Consider the following 20467-nt stretch of genomic DNA (forward strand, 5'->3'; position numbering starts at 1 on the left):
GAGCCTACTGCCTTGGATCTAAGGCAGATAAGAGCGCAGCACCGTCTGGCTGCCGCTTAGCGTATAACCGCCCAGCGTGGCCGGCAGCAGGAAGCAGTCGCCCGGCTTCATCGCGAGGGAGCCGTCCGCCCATTCCAGCGAGCCGCTGCCTTCGCAGGCGATCAGCAGCGTGAAACTATCCGGCGTTGTGGACAGGTTCCAAGGAGCGGTTACGACGCCTTTTTCCACCACGAAATAAGGGGAAGCGGCCAGCTCCAGCCATTCGTTCGGCGCAGCGTCCATCGTTTTCATGAAAGTGGCGCCGGCCTTACCGAAGCCGATGACATTCAGCGAGTCTTCGATATGAAGCTCCCGCGGCTTGCCGTCGAGTCCGGGGCGGTTATAGTCGTACAGGCGGTAAGTCGTATCCGAGTTTTGCTGGATTTCCGCTACGAGCACGCCGGAACCCAGCGCATGGACCGTACCCGAAGGAATATAGAAGCTGTCGCCCTTCTCGGCTTCCACGGACATCATGGTGTCCAGAATGCGGTCCTCTTGAACGGCGGCTTCGAATTCGGAACGCGTGATTCCGTCCTTCAGCCCGTAGATGATCTTGGCGCCGGGCTTAGCGTCCAGCACGTACCACATCTCGGTCTTTCCGAGCTCGCCCTGCGCGAGGTTCTCGTAGTCATTGCCGGGGTGTACCTGAACGGACAGGTCGTCGTTGCAGTCAAGCAGCTTGACGAGCAGAGGAAAACGTCCGTTTCCGGCGGAAGCGCCTTTCGCGCCGAACCATTCGGCGCCCAGCTTTTCCCGGACTTCGTCCAGGCCGAGGCCTTTCAGTTCTCCATTCGTAACGGTAGAGGTGCCGTTCGCATGATCCGCGATCATCCAGCCTTCGCCGACATGGCCTTCGGGAATCTCGTAGCCGAATTCCTCCAGGGCGCGGCCGCCCCATACACGGTGTTTAAAATCGGGTTGAAAATGAATCGGGTAAGGTTTCATTTCAGTACTCCTCTCGGTTTCTTTTTCTCTATACCAATCAGGTAAGGCGACCGTGCCGCACTGTTGATAAACCGGTAGCAGAGCACGCTCCACTTCTCCTGGGGAAGCCCGGCGGCCCAGCTTTCGACCGCCTGCGCTTCGGAAGCTCCGCCATCGTGGCCCGGGTACAGGGCGATGGTGAGGATGCCGCCTTCGCGCAGAAGAAGGAGCGCGGCTTCCAGAGCGGGCAGCGTGGAAGCCGGCACGGTAATAACCCCGGGATCTGCGCCGGGCAGATACCCGAGGTTGAACATAACGGCGGCCGTCCGTCCCAGGCAATCACCCGGAACGGCGGCCGCCATGTCGGCATGGCTGCGCAGCAGAAGCGAGACCCGCTGCGCACCGCCGGAGCCGTCCAGCTCGCGTTCCAGCCGCATACGGGCCGTTTCCAGCGCCTGCGGCTGGATATCGAAGCCGTACACGCGGCCGCGGCTGCCGACGAGCCTGGCGAGGAAGAGGGTGTCCACCCCGTTGCCTACGGTGGCGTCGATCACCGTATCGCCGGGGCGGACACGTTCCTGGATCCATTTATGCGCGCAGCTCAGAATGGAGAGAAATCCCATGGCGGCCTCCGCTTAAAGCTGTCCGGCGGGGGAGGCGGGTGTCCACAGCTTCCCCTGCCAAGTATCCCGGCGTTTCAGCTCGGCGTCGATCGCGTTCAGCACTTCCCATTTCTTCAGGCTCCACATGGGGCCGATGAGCAGGTCGCGCGGCGCATCGCCGGTCAGCCGGTGAACGATCATTTCCGGCGGGAGCAGTTCAAGCGTATCGACGATGAGCTTGATGTATTCGTCCTGCTCCAGGAAGCGCAGCAGGCCCGCTTCGTACTGCTTCACCATCGGCGTTTTGCGCATCAGGTGGAGCAGATGGATTTTGATGCCCTGCACATCCATGGCGGCGACGGCTTTCCCGGTCTCGATCATCATATCATCGGTTTCCTGAGGCAGTCCGTAAATAATATGCGCACACGTGCGGATGTTGTGTTTTCTCAGCTTGGCGACCGCTTCCGTGTAACACTGCGTATCGTGAGCCCGGTTAATGAGGGTCGACGTGCTTTCGTGAATCGTCTGAAGGCCCATTTCAACCCATAGGTAGGTGCGCTCATTGAGTTCGGCCAGATATTCCACGACATCGTCGGGCAAGCAGTCCGGCCGCGTGGCGATGGAGAGCCCTACAACGCCGGGCTGCTGAAGAATGACTTCGTAATACTCTCGGAGTTCGTCCACGGGCGCGTAAGTGTTGGTGTAGGCCTGAAAATAACCGATGTACTTCGCGTCCGGCCATTTCTGGTGCTGGCGGTCCCGGATCGTGTTAAACTGCGTCACCAGGTCGTCGCGGCGTCTCCCCGCAAAGTCGCCGGACCCTCTCGCGCTGCAGAACGTGCAGCCTCCGGTAGCGATTTTGCCGTCCCTATTCGGGCATGTGAAACCCGCGTCCAGCATGACTTTAAATACCTTCTCGCCGAACTGGCGGCGCATCTCGTAATTCCATGTATGAAACCGTTTATCCCCCCACAGGAGAGGCTCGGTTGTAAGTGCGTTCATGAGGTTTCAGTACTCCTTTTTCAATCTGACTTTTCCTATTGTAGCCCAAAACAAAAGGGAATGCACCCCTTCCTCTGCCAGTATGTACCCCGTTTAAAGCATCCCGGGCCGGACATCCTAAGGGAGCAATAAAACAACTGCTTTGAAAGGGGACTGTCCATGAAAAAGCTTCGCTATGCTACGCTTGCTGTTGCCCTGACTTCTATGCTTACGGTGGGTGCCGCGCACGCCAGCACGTTGGGAACAAGTTCGACAACAGGAACGACCAACACGACGGTGACCGGCACGACGACTCCGGGGACAACCATGAACGGTACGAACCCGAACGGTACGCTCGGCAACCAGCTTAACCAGGCATACAACACCGGCCGCGGTGTCGTATCCGGTGCAGCCGGCGCCGTAACCGGCGGTGTGGGTGGAGCTGTCAGCGGTGCGGTCAACGGTGCGGCCAACGGCGTGAACGCCTACGGCACAGGCACTAACGCCAACACGGGCACGTACGGTACCACAGGCGCATACGGTACTACAGGCACGTACGGAACAACCGGTACGGTCGGTACCAACGGCAACCGTATGATGGACCGCATGACCACGACGGGCACCAACAACCGCGGTGCTTACGACACGTCCACTTACCGTACGTACGGAACGACCCGCAACAATACGAACTGGGGTTGGCTTGGACTTCTCGGCCTCATCGGTCTGGCCGGTCTGGGCGGACGCAACAAAAGAGAGAACGAAATTCATAACCGTTAATCCACGGGAAACAGAAGGGCATCTCTTTGGGAGATGTCCTTTCCCGTCTTCGGAATATATGCTGCCCCAAAAAAGCCACGATCCTGGCCGATGCCGCAAATTTTGCTTGCCACGCCCGGGCCGGCCGAAGCGCGCCGCAAAGTACGCTGCGAACCGGAGGCGGTTTCGATTAACCGTTGACGCTTTTGGGTGGATAGAGCGTTGATTTTGAACGTTTCCGGGGCTTGCCGGATGCTTATTTTCCTTTGCATTTTCCGGGGGAATCGTCTATTATTTGAAGCATGTTTCCGTGATCCCTCAGGGAATAGCTGTAGGGGACCGGATAAGGATTAGGGGAGGTAAGCAATGCGTTTAAGAGGAAGAAAAGGAATCCGGGAAGCAATCGAGAAGCAGCGCGATCTCATTGTTCTGGAACCGGCTTTATATAAAGGAAAGTGGGCGGAAGTGTTCGGAAACGGCAATCCGATCCATGTTGAGCTCGGGATGGGGAAAGGCCAGTTCATCAGCGAAATGAGCCGGCGCAATCCAGGGATCAATTTCATCGGGGTAGATATGTACGATGAACTGATCCGCAGAGCGAGCGAGAAAGTCCGGATCGCGCACGGCATCGAGGAATCGGCCGTGGATGTATCGCTTGAGAACATCCGGCTTGCTTTGTTTAATATCGAACGGCTGGAAGAAGTTTTCGACGAGAATGAACTGGAGCGGATTTATCTGAATTTCAGCGATCCGTGGCCCAAGAAGAAACATGCCAGACGCCGCCTGACGCATGCGGGCTTCGTCCATAAATACAAACACGCGCTTAACGAGCGCGGCGAAATTCACTTCAAAACGGACTCCAGATCCTTGTTCGAATTTTCGTTGAACTCTTTTGCGGATCTGGATTTGAGAATGCGGAACATCTCCCTCGATCTGCACGGCGGTTTCGAGGAAGGGTTTAACCCGGATCACGTGATGACGGAGTACGAAACGAAATTTGCCAAGCAGGGCATGAATATACACCGTGTGGAAGTAGTGCTCGGGTCCCGGGCTCTTGCCGAACACGTGGAACGCCTGCAAGAAGAACAGCAGTCCTAAACGGACTGCTGTTCTTCTTTGTGTATAAGCGTCATGATGACTTGAGAGTAGTCCGTCTGGAACATATTGCGGCAGCTTTCCCGGATATCTTCCCGCATCCGCCGCATTTCGTTTCCGCGTTCCGACAACCCTTTGAACCACAAGTGGATGGTTTCTTCCGACAAAATGGATTCCCCGAAGCCGTTTTCCGTGAAAAACAGCAGATTTTCCTCTTCTTGTCCCGGGATAGGCTTGTGAAAGAGCATCGGAATACCTTTGGCCAGGCCTTCGGTGCAGGTCATTCCGCCCGGCTTGGTCACCAGCAGATCCGAAACTTCCATCAGCTTATCGACTTCGTTCGTAAAGCCGAGCAGCTTCACGTGCGGATGAAGGAACCGCGGGTCCTCCTGGCATTTCGCCAATGCTTTCTGATTGCTGCCGAAGCAGAAAATAAGCTGGACCCGGTCGCGCCAGCGGAGCATTTCGTCAAGCACGGTGTCTCCTCCGATGAGTCCCCAGCCCCCTCCCATGACGAGTACCGTAGGAATGGAGGCCAGCTCGAACCGGCGGCGGATTTCCGTCTTGTCGTGAGGCTGGCGGAAACCGGGATGCACCGGAATGCCGGTGATTTCGATCTTGTCGCCGGCCACTCCGCGGTGGAGCAGCTTGGTTTTGACTTTGTCGGAAGACACGAGATATTTGTTGACTTCCGGCGAAATCCAGGTGCCGTGCACGTCATAGTCCGTTATGACCGTGCATAAAGGCACAGACAGTCCGGCCCGTTTAAGACGGGATACGACGATGCTGGGGAACGGGTGCGTGCAGACGATGGCGTCCGGACGCAGTTGGGTGATGATCTGGGCCGTCTGGGCGTAAAAAATTCGGTGAAGCGCCATTTGCGTGATGGGATTCAATGATTTTTTGTATTGGAAGCGATAAAGCTTTCCGTATAATTTCGGCTGGGAATGAAGCGTTTTACGATAGGCGGAAAAAATCCATCTGGCTAATGTTGGGTGAAGGAAAGCGCCGAGTTCCAGAACGCGCGTCTGGATGCCTGGATACAGCTGCCGCATATTTTCGGAAAGGGCGTAAGCGGCCTGGGTATGTCCGGCACCGAAGCCTTCGGATAACAGCAGTACTCTTTTTTTGCGCAAGTTTATTCACCTTTCCTTCTTATCCATGAATTTCCATCCTATTACCATACTCAATTCAAGGCCACAGCGCAACGGAGGCAGCCGCCGCTCCCGAGCCGATTACCGCGCCGGCCAGGCAATCGCTGGGATAATGAAGCCCGAGGTACATGCGGGATAGAGCGACCAGCAGGGCGAGCGGAATAAGGACGAAACCCAGAACGGGCATGTGGGCGACGAACGGGACGATCACGGAGAAAATGGCCGTCGTGTGTCCGGACGGAAAGCTGTGGTCCTGAAGCGGGTTTCGGCCGGTTCTCGTATTGGGCACAACCAGATACGGGCGTCTGCGGGGATACAGCTTTTTGACGATGGCTACCGGAATATGGCTTATAGCAAGGGCGGCAAGCGCCTGAATGCCGGCAATTTGCCAGACTCCTTTTCCGAATAGGGACAGGAGCAGTGTGACCGCAATGGTTGCGGTCGCTCCCCCGAGATGAGTAAGCGTCCCGAGAATACCATCCAGTATGGTGTGCCGGAACCGCTGGTTGACATAGAGAAACATGCGTGTTTCGTGCCGGTGCATCCAATGAACGACTTTGCTCATGATGATGCCTCCTTCCCTGATAGCTAACGGTAGTTTAGCTGTTAATTCTTAAGGAGAACGAGTGCTAATTCTTAAGAAAGGTTTAATTTTTCATGGATTATCTTCGTTTCTTAGTTTGACGAGGAATTCCTTCGGACACCTTCAGTATAAAAGCATTTTGTTAGCGCAGTATCAACGGAGTTCGCCGCCGGATATTTACAAGTTATTAACCGGGTTATGATTTTTCAAAGCTCTCTCGTTAACAAACGCCCTATACAATCGAGAAGAGAAACTTCCCGGAGCGCAGCGGATTGCACCTTCCGGGAGGTCATCCGAGCTGTGGAAACGGAGGGCTGTCTTATGAGAGTCGCGTTATTTACGGATACGTTTCTTCCCGATGTCAACGGGGTCGCCAAAACGCTGGGACGCTGGGTCCGCTACCTCGAATCCCGCGGTGTGGTGTGCCGCGTATTTGCGCCTGCGGCCGGAGAGGCCGGAACTTCGGGCATCCGGAGTGTGGAACGATTTTACAGCATTCCTTTCTCATTGTATCCGGATTGCAGAATGGCGATACCCAATCCCCTGCTGGTCGGCAGGATGCTTAAGGAATTCCGCCCGACCCTCATCCATCTGGCGACGCCGTTTAACCTCGGCCTGACGGGCCTCCACTACGGAAAAAAGCACCGCATCCCCCTGGTCGCCTCCTATCACACGCATTTCGACCAGTATTTGACGCATTACCGCCTCCAATGGATGGAGCCGATGCTCTGGAAATATCTGCTTTGGTTTCATCAAAACTGTGTAAAAGTATATGTACCCTCGCCTTCGACCGGTAGAATACTTCATACAAAAGGGCTGACAGGTATCGAATTATGGGGGCGGGGCATCGATACCGCCGAATTCCGCCCTCATACGGACAGGCGAAAAGTTTTGAACAAGCACAACCTTTTGCCCGGCAAGTTCGTATTACTTTATGTAGGACGCCTCGCGCCCGAAAAAGGTTTGGATGCGCTGGTGCGCGCCTTCGCCAGTCTGCCCGAAGCTTTCCGCGCGAAGTGCGCGCTGATCCTTGCGGGAGACGGCCCCATGCGGGCGGAGCTGGAGAAGCGGCTTGCTCCGTACCCGGACGTACGCTTCTGCGGCTTCGTGGAGGGCAGGGAGCTGGCGGAGCTCTACGGGGCCGCCGACGTATTCGTGTTCCCGTCCGCCTCGGAAACGTTCGGCAACGTGGTGCTGGAGGCGATGGCGTCCGGAACGGCCGTCGTCGGCGTGAACGCCGGCGGAGTGGCGGATAACGTCAGGCATGGGTATACCGGCCTGCTTTGTCCGCCTGACGATGCGTCCGCTTTGGCCGCGGCGGTGCAGAGGCTTTACGAAGCGCCCGAACTGCGTCGAAAACTGGCGCTTGAGGGCCGTTCGCAGGCGCTTACCAGGAGTTGGGACTCAATTTTCGCAACCCTCTACGAAAGCTATAGGGAGGTTGCGGGAGACGCCGGCGGCGGAGCCCGAAGGGCGGCAGGTATCGTGAAGTAAGCGCCGCGCCGGGACAGTCCGTCCAAGTTGTTTTGGCTCTGCGGCTCGATTATAATGGAGCAGACGGCCCGGCCCGCGCAAATTAAAACTAAAAAAAGGCTGGCAAACATGAAATTTTATAGAGGCCAAAGTCACAAAAAAGCAGAAAACCGGGGGAAGAAGCCGCAATCGCACACGAGAACGAGCGCCGATTACTTTACTGGGGTCTTTTCGCGCTAAAATGTTCGAACCGACCAAATAGTCCATTAATAGGGTTTTGACAAAAGCATGGAAACCCGTCACAATCAAGAACGATTGCATTGGCTTCGCAAAAAAATGATTACAATGGCTTCAAGTGGAACAAAATGGGTTACATACAAAGCGATAAATATAAAAACAGACTTTGTTGTGAACATTAAAAGGGGGGTTTACGATGCTGGATACAATTTTGCTGGTCTTGCAAATTGTATTGGTGTTATTCGGGGCTTATCAGTTGTTTCTAACATTCTTTGGCTGGAAGCGTCCGAAAAAGAAAACGCAGCATCCGCCGCAGAAATCATTCGCAGTTCTGGTAGCGGCGCATAACGAAGAAGAAGTAGTAGGGGCCTTGCTCGAAAACCTGAAGCAGTTGGACTACCCGAAAGAGCTGTACGACGTTTTCGTCATTTGCGACAACTGTACGGACAGCACCGCCGATATTGTGCGCAGCCACGGACTGTATGCGTGCGAGCGCAACAACCCGAATCTGCGGGGCAAAGGGTACGCCATCGAATGGATGCTCAAAGAGCTGTGGAAGCGTCCGCGCCAGTATGACGCCGTCGTCATGTTTGACGCCGACAACCTGGTCGGTCACGACTACCTGCGTCACATGAACGACGATCTGTGCAGCGGCTCCAAAGTGATCCAGGCTTATCTGGACACCAAGAATCCGAACGATTCCTGGGTTACCGCTTCCTACGCCATTTCGTATTATTTCGCGAACCGCTTCTGGCAGGTTCCGCGTACGAATCTGGGCCTTGCCAACTATCTTGGCGGTACAGGCATGTGCTTTGAGTCGAACCTGCTGAAGCAGATCGGCTGGGGCGCGACGAGCCTCGTCGAAGACCTTGAGTTTTCGATGCGCTGCGTCAAGCTTGGCATCAAGCCGACGATGAACTATTACGCGAAAGTCTACGACGAGAAGCCGCTGACGTTCAGAGCGTCCGTCAAACAGCGCCTGCGCTGGATGCAGGGACACTTCGACGTCTGCCGCCGCTATCTGTTCCCGCTTCTGTGGCAGGGACTTAAAGAGCGCAGCTGGACCAAAATCGACGCCGCTTTCTATTCGGCTAACGTATATAACTATTTCTTCGGTTCCATCCTGAGCGTGGCGATTTGGATCAAAGCCATCGTGCCGGGCGGAACGGACATGAATCTGTACGAATTGGCTCCGATTGTCAACGTCTTGGCCATCTCGATTTATGTGATGCTGCCGATCTCGTTGTTTATCGAGAAGGCGTCCGGCAAAACATACAAGTACCTGATCGCTTATCCGATCTTCATGCTGTCCTGGTGGCCGATTACCGTATACGCGTTCTTCACGCAGAACAACAAGCAGTGGAGCCATACGAAGCATACGCGTGTTATCCGCCTGGAAGAAGTGCAGAGCAAGCAGGTCAGCTAACTTACGGGAGATTCGAGCAGAATATAGTTGACTTGTCTTCTCCGGAGTGGTATAGTAGTACGAGTGATTGCAAAACTGCATATCTTTGAAAGAAGAGGCGCCCGCTTCTCACCTGACCGATTCCGTCGGCTGGTTACGATGAATAACGTCAACGTTTTGTTTTTTTGTGAACAAACGAACCGTGGGGATGTGGGCTGTTAGCCTGCATCCCCTTTTTATATCCTGGCAACAAGCTTGGAAACAATGGTTGGAGGTGGAGAATATTAGTAAAGATCACATGGTTAACGATGAGATTCGCGCGAAAGAAGTCCGTTTGATCGGGCCCGACAGCGAACAGCTCGGCATTAAACCGATTCGTGAAGCGCTCCAAATGGCGATTGACGCCAACTTGGATCTGGTGAACGTAGCGCCAACGGCTAAGCCGCCGGTATGCCGCATCATGGACTATGGGAAATACCGTTACGAAATGCAGAAGAAAGAAAAAGAAGCCCGCAAGAACCAGAAAATCGTGGACATCAAAGAAATTCGCCTGAGCGCTACGATCGACGAACATGATTTCCAAACGAAGCTGCGCAATGCGGTTAAATTTTTGAACGACGGTGACAAAGTGAAAGCTTCCGTCCGTTTCCGCGGCCGTGAGATTGCTCACGCCGAGAACGGAAGAAAAGTACTGCAGCGTCTTGCAGCCGAAACCGAGGAGATCTCCAGCATGGAGCGCGCTCCTAAGCTCGAAGGACGCAGCATGATCATGATCTTGACACCGAAAGCAACAACCTAAATTTCTGGGCGCGTGCAAACGCGCCCTGCCTATGAATTTTATTTGAGGAGGACTTCCAGATGCCTAAGATGAAAACCCACAGCAGCTTGAAAGGCCGTTTTAAAATTACCGGTACCGGTAAAGTGAAAAGATACAAAGCTTACAGAAACCACCTGCTCAGCGGCAAATCCGGCCGTCAAAAGCGCGTACTCGCTACAAACCCGGTTATGGCTCCTGGCGATGTTAGACGCCTGAAGCAAGGTCTTGCACAAATTAAGTAATCACTTCGTTTCCATTACCCAAAATCGTTTAGGAGGTCATCACTATGGCAAGAGTCAAGGGCGGATTCACATCCCGTCGTCGTCATAAAAAAGTTCTGAAACTCGCAAAAGGTTATTTCGGTTCCAAACACCGTCTGTTTAAAACAGCTAATGAGCAGGTAATGAAATCCCTGCTTTACGCATACCGTGACCGTCGTACGAAAAAACGCGATTTCCGCAGACTGTGGATCGTGCGTATTAACGCGGCTGCTCGCGTAAACGGACTTAGCTACAGCAAACTGATGCATGGTCTGAAACTGGCCGGTATCGAAGTTAACCGTAAAATCCTGGCTGATCTGGCTGTCAACGATGCTAAAGGCTTCGCTGATCTTGCAACGGCTGCCAAGCAAAAAGTGAACGCCTAAACCGGCGTTTTCCGAATCGTCATGCGTGATAACTGCGCATGGCGATTCTTTTTTTGTCAGAGCTTGTAAAAGGGTCTTACAATTATTTTAAAGAAAAGTTGTTGACTATAGGGAGCGGCGTGCATATAATTATCTCTAAATCAATATTCTAAATTGTAAGACTCATCAGAAATCGGCTATGAAGAGGACGAAGTTATAAGGGCCCTTATGCTCAGAGAGCGATCGGAAACGCTGAAACCATCGCCATAATCCCTTTGTACGAGCTCACCTCGGAGCTGTTTTCCTGAAAAGCAAGCGGGCTGGTTAAGCCTTAACGCTTGGTGATTAGGGAGAATCGGAGCGGCACACGTTACCGTGCCAAGTGTGCATTATGTCTGACATAATGTAACCTGTTAAGGTCCTGTGCCGCGAGGCGCACGACAAACTAGGGTGGTACCACGGAAGAATTCAAACCCCTTTCGTCCCGTATGACGCCGGAAATCCGGCGCCGGGAGGATTGGGGTTTTTTGCATGCTGCCATGCGTTGATTTTAAAAAAATGGAAAAGAAACGAGAGGAGGATTCTCATGAATGTGGGGACAGCCAAAAGGTCTAAAGAGGAATTGATGGAAGCGATGCGCAAGCCGGAACTGATTAACGGTTCGGAAATCTTGCTGCGGAGCCTGGTGCTCGAAGGTGTGGAATGCGTCTTCGGTTATCCCGGAGGCTCGGTACTTTATATTTACGACGCCATGCATGGATTCTCCGATTTTAACCACCTGCTGACGCGGCACGAGCAAGGCGCGATTCATGCGGCGGACGGTTATGCGAGATCGACTGGCAACGTGGGAGTTTGCATCGCGACGTCGGGGCCGGGGGCAACCAACCTGGTAACCGGAATCGCAACGGCGTTCATGGACTCCGTACCGCTCGTTGTCATCACCGGCAACGTGGCGACGACGGCGATTGGTACGGATGCTTTCCAGGAAGCGGATATCACGGGAATCACGATGCCGATTACGAAGCACAGCTACCTGGTACGCGATGTGAACGACCTGCCGCGGATCATTCACGAGGCCTTCTTCATTGCAAATACAGGACGCAAAGGCCCGGTACTGATCGATATTCCGAAGGACGTATCGGCACAGACGGCCATGTTCCACCCGGCAAGCGAAGTTAACATCCGCGGGTACAACCCGACGGTTCATCCGAACAAGCTGCAGGTAGAGAAGCTGATCAAGGCGATCGAAGAGGCGGAGCAGCCGCTTATCATCGCCGGCGGCGGAGTCGTTTACTCCAACGCATCCAAAGAGCTGCTGGAGTTTATCAACAAGACGCGGATTCCGGTCACGACGACGCTTCTCGGTCTTGGCGGATTCCCAAGCGCTCACGAACTGTGGGTGGGAATGCCCGGCATGCACGGCACGTACACGGCAAACCAGGCGATCCAGAATGCGGATCTGCTGATCTCGATCGGCTCCCGCTTCGACGACCGGGTGACGATGAAGCTGGACGGCTTCGCGCCGAAAGCGAAGAAAATCGCCCACATCGACATCGACCCCGCCGAGATCGGCAAGAACGTGAAGACGGACATTCCGGTTGTCGGCGATATCCGCTCCGTGCTGGAATACGCCAACACGAAAGCGAAGCCGGCCAAGTCGGAGAAATGGATCGAACGGCTTCAAGAGAGCAAGCGGAACTTCCCGCTGAAGTATAAAGACTCCGACACGGTGCTCAAGCCGCAGTACGTGATCGAAATGATCAACGAAACGACCAAAGGCGAAGCGATCGTGACGACGGATGTCGGCCAGCATCAAATGTGGGTAGCCCAGTACTATAAATTCCAGCATCCGCGCTCCTGGATCTCCTCGGGCGGCCTGGGCACGATGGGCTTCGGTTTCCCTTCCGCCATCGGAGCGCAAATGGGTAATCCGGATAAGCTGGTCGTCTCGATCAACGGAGACGGCGGCATGCAGATGTGTTCCCAGGAACTTGCCATCTGCGCCATTAACAACATTCCGGTCAAAATCGTTGTCATCAACAATCAGGTGCTCGGCATGGTCCGGCAGTGGCAGGAAATTATTTACGACAATCGCTACAGCCACATCGACCTGGCAGGAAGCCCGGACTTCGTCAAACTGGCGGAGGCATACGGCGTGAAAGGTCTGCGAGCCACGAACAAAGAGGAAGCCCAAAAGGCTTGGCAGGAAGCTTTGGATACTCCGGGGCCGGTTCTAATCGATTTCGTGGTTGCCAAGCACGAGAATGTGTTCCCGATGGTCACGCAAGGCAGCACGATCAGCGAGATGTTGATGGGGGAGGACGACTAATATGATCACGAAACACACCATATCCATTCTGGTTAACAATCAGCCCGGCGTCCTCCAGCGGGTATCCGGCTTGTTCGGCCGCAGAGGATACAACATCGAAAGCATCACTGTGGGAGAGTCCGAAGAAGTCGGACTCTCCCGGATGGTGATCGTCACCGAAGGCGACGACAATACGCTGGAGCAGATTTCTAAGCAGCTGTACAAATTGATCGATGTGATCAAAGTAATCGATCTCAGCAAAAATCCGATGGTCGCCCGGGAGCTCGCTTTGATCAAGGTCAATTCGGAGCCCGCCCAGCGCCCTGAGATTCTCGGCATCGTAGAGACGTTCCGGGCCGCTGTAGTCGATATCGGTCCAAGCTCCCTAATTGTCCAGACAATCGGCGACTCCGAGAAAATCGACGCGATGATTGAACTGCTCCGTCCTTACGGAATACGCGAGCTTTCCAGAACGGGAGTTACGGCGATGATCCGTGGCGCTATCAAGTAAAGCGGCCCGATACCGCCGGACTTTTTAACCTACTACCTTCATTCTTCGTTCTTTACGGAAATCAGAAAAGCCGATTCATCAGCTAAGTCCCCTTGAATGGGACTTTCAGCCCTTAACTCTTTGCTGCTGCAAATCAGTAATTCATTGACGGTTGAAAGCTGAAAGGCCCATTCAATGGGGAAATCATACACGGTTATTTAATTTAAGGAGGATATTATCCAATGGCAGCTACTATGTACTATGAAAAAGACGCAGACTTCGCATCCCTTCAAGGCAAAACGATCGCAATCGTAGGTTACGGTTCCCAAGGTCACGCTCAAGCGCAAAACCTTCGCGACAGCGGACTGAATGTAATCATCGGTCTTCGCCAAGGTAAATCCTGGAACACGGCGCAAAACGATGGTTTCGAAGTATTCACGGTTGAAGAAGCGGCTGCACGCGCAGACGTGATCCAAATCCTTATGCCGGACGAAACGCAAGCACGCGTATACAAAGAAGCGATCGAGCCGAACATGAAAAAAGGCGTAGCGCTCATGTTCTCCCACGGCTTCAACATTCACTTCGGACAAATTAAAGCGCCTGCAGACGCAGACGTATTCCTCGTAGCGCCAAAATCCCCGGGCCACATGGTTCGCCGTACGTATGTGGAAGGTTTCGGCGTTCCCGGCCTGATCGCGATCGAGCAGGACGCAACCGGCAACGCGAAGCAAATCGGTCTCGCTTATGCCAAAGGTATCGGCTGTACACGCGCGGGAGTTATCGAAACAACCTTCAAAGAAGAAACCGAAACGGATCTGTTCGGTGAGCAAGCCGTTCTTTGCGGCGGTGCAAGCGAGCTCGTTAAAGCCGGTTTTGAAACGCTGGTTGAAGCAGGTTATGCGCCTGAAATGGCTTACTTCGAGTGCCTGCACGAACTGAAGCTGATCGTTGATATGATGTATGAAGGCGGTCTGTCTTCCATGCGCAGCTCCATCTCCAACACGGCGGAGTACGGCGACTATGTAACGGGCCCTCGCATCATCACGGCTGAAACGAAAAAAGCGATGAAAGACGTGCTGACGGATATCCAACAAGGTAAATTCGCACGCGACTTCATCCTTGAGAACCAATCCAACAACGCGTTCATGAACGCGACACGCAGAAACGAAGCCGAGCACCCGCTGGAGCAAGTCGGTTCCCAGCTGCGTGAACTGATGCACTGGATCAAGAAGTAAGCGGAGCCCGAATAGATAACCAAAACTCAAGCTTCAGGAGGTGAACGCAAGTGAGAAAAATCTATGTGTTTGATACGACGCTCCGGGACGGAGAACAGTCACCGGGGGTCAATCTCAACATGCAGGAGAAGGTCGAAATTGCGCTTCAGCTTGAGAAGCTGGGCGTTGACCGGATCGAGGCCGGGTTTCCGGCCGCCTCTCCGGGAGATCTGGAAGGAGTCTCTTCCGTCGCCCGCGCCGTGAGAAACGCAACGATTATCGGTCTTTCCCGCTCACGGGAACAGGATATCGATGCGGCGCGCGAAGCACTGAGGCACGCTCAGGATCCTTGCCTGCATTTGTTCTTGGCCACTTCGCCGATTCACCGCAAGCATAAGCTGCGGATGGAGAAGCAGCAGGTGCTGGAGACGGCTGAAGCCGCTATCCGCTATGCGAAAAAATATTTCGATAAAATCGAATTTTCCCCCGAAGATGCCGGACGGACCGAGCTCGACTTCCTCTGCGAAGTAACCGAGATGGCGATCCGCGCAGGCGCTACCGTGGTGAATATTCCGGATACGGTCGGATTTCTGAATCCGAGCGAATTCGGGAACATTTTCAAAACGCTGAAAGAAAACGTGCCGGGCATCGAGAAAATCCAGCTCAGCGCCCACTGTCACGATGACCTCGGCATGGCTACGGCCAACGCGCTGGCGGCGGTTCTGAACGGTGCCGATCAAATCGAAGGCACCATCAACGGAATCGGCGAGCGTGCCGGCAATACGTCGATCGAGGAAGTCGCCATGGCGCTGGAAACCCGCCAGGAGTTCTTTCAGGCGAAGACATCCCTGGTGCTTTCCGAAATCTACCGCACAAGCCGTCTCGTCAGCAAATTGACGGGCATGGATGTGCCGGGCAATAAAGCGATCGTCGGCGCCAATGCCTTCGCGCATGAATCGGGTATCCACCAGGATGGCATGCTGAAGGAGAAGACGACGTACGAGATCATGTCTCCGGAGACGATCGGTCTCAAGGAAAGCAAGCTCGTACTCGGCAAGCATTCCGGCCGCCACGCGTTCCGCGAGAAGCTCGTCGATATGGGGTACGACCTCGTCGACGAGCAGGTGAACGCGGCGTTCGCTAAATTCAAGGATCTGGCTGACAAGAAGAAGAACGTGCTGGATGATGACATCCGCGCTCTTCTCGAAGAGAAGCTGGTCAGCACGCCGGAAGTATATGTGCTGGATTCCCTGCAGGTATCCTACAGCAACCAAGCCGTTCCGAACGCTTCGGTGCGTATTCATGCCGAGGACGGCAAAGTGCTGCAAGAATCGGCAGACGGCAACGGTTCCGTAGATGCCATCTACAACGCAATCGATAAAACGACCGGCGAGGAAGTGGAGCTGGAGGATTACACGATCAAATCGGTTTCCTACGGCAAGGACGCTCTCGGCGAAGTTCATGTCATTTTGGGCCAAAAAGGCGTTTCCGTACAGGGCCGCGGAATTTCCACGGATATTCTGGAGGCAAGTGCCAAAGCCTATATCGATGCCTTGAACCGTCTGATCGAAAAGCGCAAAACACCGACTGCCAAACGCAGCAATGTCACGTTGATTTAATACGCAGCACCTCACTCCCGCCGAGCGCGGAAGTGAGGTGTTTTGTTAACACGAAAGGGGCGGCACCATGAATTATCGGTTCTCAAAAACATTGGAGGCTTTTTCCTCCTCCGCTGTACGTGAAATCCTCAAACTTACGCAGGGCAAGTCCATCATCTCTTTTGCCGGGGGCCTTCCGGCGGAGGAATTTTTTCCGGTAGAAGCCGTCAAAGAAGCGATCGGAAGAGTCATGGAAGGCGGCAAGTCCGCCCTGCAGTACGGGTTGACGGAAGGCTACACTCCGCTGCGCCAGAGCATCTGCAACCGCATGGCAACGAAAGGCATGAAGGTTACGCCGGACGATATGCTGCTGACGACGGGCTCCCAGCAGTCGATTGATCTGCTTACCCGCGTCTATATCGACGAAGGCGACGTTATTCTTGTCGAGCGTCCGACCTATCTCGCGGCCATTCAGGTATTCCAGGCGCGCGGCGCCAAAATCGTGTCGGTCCGGAGCGACCGGCACGGGATGGATTTGGAGGATCTCGCCGTTCAAATCAAACAGCACCGGCCGAAGATGGTGTATGTGAATCCGAGCTTCTCCAACCCGGCGGGCCGTGTGTGGAGTCTGGAACGCCGTCAAGGCCTTCTGGCGGCCTGCCGTCAGAACGATGTGCTCATCCTTGAGGACGATCCCTACGGCGAGCTGAAATTCGGCACGACCGAAATCATGCCGTCTATCTTCTCGCTCGATCAGCACCCGGAGGGAAGCTGCGTCGTGTACACGAGCACGTTCTCCAAAATCGTGGCGCCCGCACTGCGCACCGGCTGGGTCATGGGCGACCGCTCCGTTATCCGCAGCATGGCCCAGGCCAAGCAGGCGGCGGATCTGCACTCGAGCACCATCGATCAGATGACGCTGTACCAACTGATGGAGCAGTTTGATATGGATGCCCATATCGGGCTGATCTCGGTTGAGTACGAGAAGCGGATGCGCACCATGGTGCAGGTGCTTCAGGAGAAGAACTGGCCGGGCGTCCACTGGAACGATCCGCAGGGCGGCATGTTCCTGTGGCTGGAGCTTCCGGCGCACATTGACACGCAGGTGCTGCTGGCCGCCGCCGTCCAGCAGGGAGTGGCCTTCGTGCCCGGTGTTTCTTTCTTCGCCGACGAGCCGGAGCGCAACACGATGCGGCTGAATTACACGCACGCGGGAGAAGCGGAGATCAGGCTGGGCCTCGACCGCCTGGATGCCGTTCTGCAGCCTTTGCTGGCGGCTGCCCCGAGGGTGTAATTTTTTGAAGAGTTACAGGAGACCCTGCCGGGTTATGTCTGAGCGTTAGAGTCAGATAAAACCGGTGCGGGGTCTTTTTTTTATATCGTTAAGGCCGCGACAGGAAAGGTGAAAGAGAGGATGGGGTCATGGAGTGAAAAAGAGGATGAGGTTTCTCAAAAAGATATTTATAGGTTTTACCTATGAAACTGATAGCTTTTATATCTTAGTCATCCGTTACCAAATGTGTTAAAACTGAAAGTAGAGATGCAGTAGGGATCGGATTAGCACGGCCCTGTCAGCTACGGACAATCCAAAGGAGTGAACGAACATGTCAGACGTGAAAAAAATCGCCGTCATCGCGGGGGATGGTATCGGCCCGGAAGTCGTTGCGGAAGCGGAGAAAGTTCTCAAGAAAACCGAGGAGCTTTTCGGTCATCGCTTTGAGACGGAGCATGGCTTGTTCGGCGGAATCGCCATCGACGAGAAAGGCACGCCGCTGCCGCAGGAAACGCTGGAACTGTGCCAGCGCGCGGACGCGGTACTGCTCGGAGCCGTAGGCGGTCCGAAGTGGGACAACAATCCGAAGGAGCTTCGTCCGGAAACGGGTCTCCTCGGTATTCGCAAAGCGCTCGGCTTGTTCTCGAACATCCGCCCGGCTGTCGTGTTCGACTGCCTGAAGGACGCGTCCACTCTCAAGCCGGAAGTGCTTGACGGTACGGATCTTATCGTGGTCCGCGAGCTGACAGGAGGCATTTACTTCGGCGAGAAATTCCGCCGCGAGACAGAGAACGGACAAGAAGCGGTCGATACCTGCGCTTACAACGTAAGCGAAGTGGAACGCATCGCACGCCAGGCGTTCGAAATCGCCCGCACCCGCAGCAAGAAGCTGGCTTCGGTCGACAAGGCGAACGTGCTGGAGACTTCCCGATTGTGGAGAGAGACGGTTATCCGCATTTCCGCGGATTACCCGGATGTCGAACTTGAGCACGTGCTCGTCGACAACTGCGCGATGCAGCTTCTGCGCCGTCCTTCCAGCTTCGACGTGATCGTCACCGAGAACATGTTCGGAGACATCCTGAGCGACGAAGCGGCGATGCTGACCGGATCGATCGGCATGCTCTCGTCCGCCTCGCTGGGCGAAGGCAGCTTCGGCCTGTACGAGCCGGTACACGGCTCCGCACCGGATATCGCGGGTCAAGGGATTTCCAACCCGATCGCGACAATCCTCTCGGTAGCGCTGATGTTCCGCCTGACGTTCGGTTACCACGAAGCGGCGGACGCGATCGAGCGTGCCGTGAAGGAAGTGCTTGATGCGGGCCACCGCACGGGCGATATCGCGGTCGATAAGTCGAAAGCGATCGGCACGAAAGAAATGGGCGACCTGATCGTCGCGGCCATCCGTAAATAAAAGAATGCCTGACACCGACACGCAGAAGAGAATTTGCTTTCTGCGTGTTTTCTTTTGTGAAGAAAAGATGTAGGCGGCGGGATGCAAAATGCGCACTATTATAATAGTAGAGATTCGTTTGAAATCTTCGCGTTAGCGAACAAAAATCAAGAAGCGGAAGGCCGTAATGGCAGCAAATGTTCGCACATTGGTCATATTTTTATAATAATTATTATTTAATAGACTTTATAATCTTGACTTTCTTTTGGGCGAATGATACCATTTTATTATTCGACAAGGAATAGATCAAAGGAGGAATTTTTGACATGGCAGAACGTTTGGTAGGTAAACCGGCTCCGGATTTCACTATGGAAACTGCACTTGGAGACGGAACGGATTTTGGAACAGCGTCTCTTTCCGATTACAAAGGCAAATGGTTGGTACTTTTCTTCTATCCTCTTGATTTCACTTTCGTATGCCCGACTGAAATTACGGCGCTTAGTGAAGCTGCTTCCACTTTCAAGGATCTGAAAACCGAAGTTCTCGGTGTTTCTGTGGACAGCAAACACTCTCACCGTGCATGGATCAACACCGCTCGCGAGGACAACGGCCTGGGCAAGTTGAACTTCCCTCTGGCAGCTGACCTGACGAAATCCGTAGCTCGCGACTACGGCGTCCTGATCGAAGAAGAAGGCGTAGCTCTGCGCGGCCTGTTCATCATCGATCCGGAAGGCGAACTGAAATACCAAGTCGTTAACCACAACGACGTAGGTCGCAGCGTAGAAGAAACTCTTCGCGTTCTGCAAGCTCTTCAGTCCGGCGGCCTGTGCCCGATGAACTGGAAACCTGGCGACAAAAACCTGTCCGTAAAGTAAGTTGACGGACTGATTATAGGAGCTCCTCACTCTCCGCTTAACGGCGGCGGGCGGGGAGCTTTTGTTACGATTGAGACAGAAAGGAGGGGCAGGATGGATATCCCGCAGGAACTGTTGTATACCCCGAATCATGAGTGGGTCCGGGTAGACGGAAGCCGGGCTACGATCGGATTGACGGATTACGCGCAAATGGAGATCGGAATGATTGTGTTTGCAGAGCTTCCGGAGGAAGGGGAGGTGCTGCAGGCCGGCGATTTTCTGGGGATAATGGAGTCCGTTACGGCGGAAACGGATGTGTTTATGCCGTTGTCCGGAACGATTGTATCCACTAACCGGGAGTTGGTTAAGAACTCCCATTATATCAACCGTTTTCCCTACGGATCGGGATGGCTTATTCAGATTGAGATGAACAAGCCGGAAGAGCTGGAGGCTTTGTGGAGCGCGGACAAATATGCCGAAGTATTTGGAGAGCGGCTGTAGACGCCGCCGGTCATGAGGTGCCGCGGTATGGTCATGACAGGTACCTTTCGTCTTTCCCGTGCGGCGGCTCGGGGCATCCAAGCGTGTGCAGCGGCGGGGAAAAACAGAAGGGCCTTTCACGCGCCCGTGGAGGGCCGGAAAAATCCCT

At 54.4% G+C, this 20467-nt stretch carries 20 protein-coding genes; 15 read left to right on the forward strand and 5 right to left on the reverse strand.

The features are described 5' to 3' along the window. Nucleotides 1-18: 18 nt before the first annotated feature. The 3 genes from KVT34_RS25445 to mnmL are packed head-to-tail and all read right to left on the reverse strand — an operon-like array spanning nucleotide 19 to nucleotide 2567. Nucleotides 19-984: a type I phosphomannose isomerase catalytic subunit gene (locus tag KVT34_RS25445; RefSeq protein ID WP_217562352.1), complete on the reverse strand. Its 966-nt coding sequence runs from the start codon at nucleotides 982-984 to the stop codon at nucleotides 19-21. Then, nucleotides 981-1586, reverse strand: coding sequence for a tRNA 5-(aminomethyl)-2-thiouridylate-methyltransferase MnmM (gene mnmM / locus KVT34_RS25450; RefSeq protein ID WP_217562354.1), 606 nt, complete (start codon nucleotides 1584-1586; stop codon nucleotides 981-983). The genes KVT34_RS25445 and mnmM overlap by 4 nt, the downstream gene beginning before the upstream one ends. 12 nt (nucleotides 1587-1598) lie before the next feature. Then, on the reverse strand, nucleotides 1599-2567 hold the full coding sequence (gene mnmL / locus KVT34_RS25455) for a tRNA modification radical SAM protein MnmL/YtqA (protein ID WP_217562356.1): 969 nt from the start codon (nucleotides 2565-2567) through the stop codon (nucleotides 1599-1601). A 159-nt stretch (nucleotides 2568-2726) separates the two neighbouring features. On the opposite strand from mnmL, the gene KVT34_RS25460 reads away from it, so the two are divergent. Further along, on the forward strand, nucleotides 2727-3323 hold the full coding sequence (locus KVT34_RS25460) for a WGxxGxxG-CTERM domain-containing protein (protein WP_217562358.1): 597 nt from the start codon (nucleotides 2727-2729) through the stop codon (nucleotides 3321-3323). Nucleotides 3324-3668: 345 nt separating this feature from the next. Continuing rightward, nucleotides 3669-4400, forward strand: coding sequence for a tRNA (guanosine(46)-N7)-methyltransferase TrmB (gene trmB, locus KVT34_RS25465; protein ID WP_042229790.1), 732 nt, complete (start codon nucleotides 3669-3671; stop codon nucleotides 4398-4400). On the opposite strand, the gene KVT34_RS25470 is transcribed toward trmB, so the two are convergent. Both KVT34_RS25470 and KVT34_RS25475 read right to left on the reverse strand, forming a co-directional pair. Continuing rightward, nucleotides 4397-5533, reverse strand: a complete 1137-nt coding sequence (locus KVT34_RS25470) for an MGDG synthase family glycosyltransferase (protein WP_217562360.1) — start codon at nucleotides 5531-5533, stop codon at nucleotides 4397-4399. The two genes, trmB and KVT34_RS25470, sit on opposite strands and share 4 nt — an antisense overlap. 55 nt (nucleotides 5534-5588) lie before the next feature. Further along, the gene (locus KVT34_RS25475) at nucleotides 5589-6116 is read right to left on the reverse strand and encodes a phosphatase PAP2 family protein (protein ID WP_217562362.1); all 528 of its coding nucleotides are present in this window, start codon (nucleotides 6114-6116) and stop codon (nucleotides 5589-5591) included. Between the two features lie 339 nt (nucleotides 6117-6455). Between KVT34_RS25475 and KVT34_RS25480 the strand changes: the two genes are divergently transcribed. From KVT34_RS25480 to gcvH, 13 genes are all read left to right on the forward strand, one after another. Continuing rightward, a complete protein-coding gene (locus tag KVT34_RS25480) occupies nucleotides 6456-7628 on the forward strand; it encodes a glycosyltransferase family 4 protein (RefSeq protein WP_217562364.1) in 1173 nt (390 codons plus the stop codon). Between the two features lie 412 nt (nucleotides 7629-8040). Then, nucleotides 8041-9270 carry a glycosyltransferase family 2 protein gene (locus KVT34_RS25485; protein WP_217562366.1) on the forward strand — a complete coding sequence of 410 codons (1230 nt, stop codon included), beginning with the start codon at nucleotides 8041-8043 and terminating at the stop codon, nucleotides 9268-9270. A gap of 277 nt (nucleotides 9271-9547) precedes the next feature. Continuing rightward, nucleotides 9548-10048: a translation initiation factor IF-3 gene (gene infC / locus KVT34_RS25490; RefSeq protein WP_217562506.1), complete on the forward strand. Its 501-nt coding sequence runs from the start codon at nucleotides 9548-9550 to the stop codon at nucleotides 10046-10048. A 59-nt stretch (nucleotides 10049-10107) separates the two neighbouring features. After that, on the forward strand, nucleotides 10108-10308 hold the full coding sequence (gene rpmI / locus KVT34_RS25495) for a 50S ribosomal protein L35 (protein WP_009672104.1): 201 nt from the start codon (nucleotides 10108-10110) through the stop codon (nucleotides 10306-10308). Nucleotides 10309-10352: 44 nt separating this feature from the next. Next, the gene (gene rplT / locus KVT34_RS25500; RefSeq protein WP_009672035.1) at nucleotides 10353-10712 is read left to right on the forward strand and encodes a 50S ribosomal protein L20; all 360 of its coding nucleotides are present in this window, start codon (nucleotides 10353-10355) and stop codon (nucleotides 10710-10712) included. 565 nt (nucleotides 10713-11277) lie between these two features. Continuing rightward, nucleotides 11278-13020: a biosynthetic-type acetolactate synthase large subunit gene (ilvB, locus tag KVT34_RS25505; RefSeq protein WP_217562368.1), complete on the forward strand. Its 1743-nt coding sequence runs from the start codon at nucleotides 11278-11280 to the stop codon at nucleotides 13018-13020. 1 nt (nucleotide 13021) lies between these two features. Continuing rightward, nucleotides 13022-13510 (forward strand): acetolactate synthase small subunit, encoded by a 489-nt coding sequence (ilvN, locus tag KVT34_RS25510; RefSeq protein WP_042229780.1) that lies wholly within the window; start codon nucleotides 13022-13024, stop codon nucleotides 13508-13510. A 221-nt stretch (nucleotides 13511-13731) separates the two neighbouring features. Further along, on the forward strand, nucleotides 13732-14724 hold the full coding sequence (gene ilvC, locus KVT34_RS25515; RefSeq protein ID WP_009672081.1) for a ketol-acid reductoisomerase: 993 nt from the start codon (nucleotides 13732-13734) through the stop codon (nucleotides 14722-14724). A 50-nt stretch (nucleotides 14725-14774) separates the two neighbouring features. Beyond that, nucleotides 14775-16322, forward strand: coding sequence for a 2-isopropylmalate synthase (locus KVT34_RS25520; RefSeq protein WP_217562369.1), 1548 nt, complete (start codon nucleotides 14775-14777; stop codon nucleotides 16320-16322). 67 nt (nucleotides 16323-16389) lie between these two features. Continuing rightward, the gene (locus KVT34_RS25525) at nucleotides 16390-17595 is read left to right on the forward strand and encodes an aminotransferase-like domain-containing protein (RefSeq protein WP_217562371.1); all 1206 of its coding nucleotides are present in this window, start codon (nucleotides 16390-16392) and stop codon (nucleotides 17593-17595) included. Nucleotides 17596-17905: 310 nt separating this feature from the next. Then, complete coding sequence (gene leuB / locus KVT34_RS25530) at nucleotides 17906-18985, forward strand: 3-isopropylmalate dehydrogenase (protein ID WP_103994369.1); 1080 nt, start codon at nucleotides 17906-17908, stop codon at nucleotides 18983-18985. 305 nt (nucleotides 18986-19290) lie between these two features. Beyond that, nucleotides 19291-19839, forward strand: a complete 549-nt coding sequence (locus KVT34_RS25535; RefSeq protein WP_217562373.1) for a peroxiredoxin — start codon at nucleotides 19291-19293, stop codon at nucleotides 19837-19839. Nucleotides 19840-19932: 93 nt separating this feature from the next. Beyond that, nucleotides 19933-20319 carry a glycine cleavage system protein GcvH gene (gene gcvH, locus KVT34_RS25540; RefSeq protein ID WP_217562375.1) on the forward strand — a complete coding sequence of 129 codons (387 nt, stop codon included), beginning with the start codon at nucleotides 19933-19935 and terminating at the stop codon, nucleotides 20317-20319. Nucleotides 20320-20467 lie beyond the last annotated feature (148 nt).

It is taken from the genome of Paenibacillus sp. GbtcB18, assembly GCF_019091125.1.
Taxonomy (GTDB): domain Bacteria; phylum Bacillota; class Bacilli; order Paenibacillales; family NBRC-103111; genus Paenibacillus_F; species Paenibacillus_F chitinolyticus.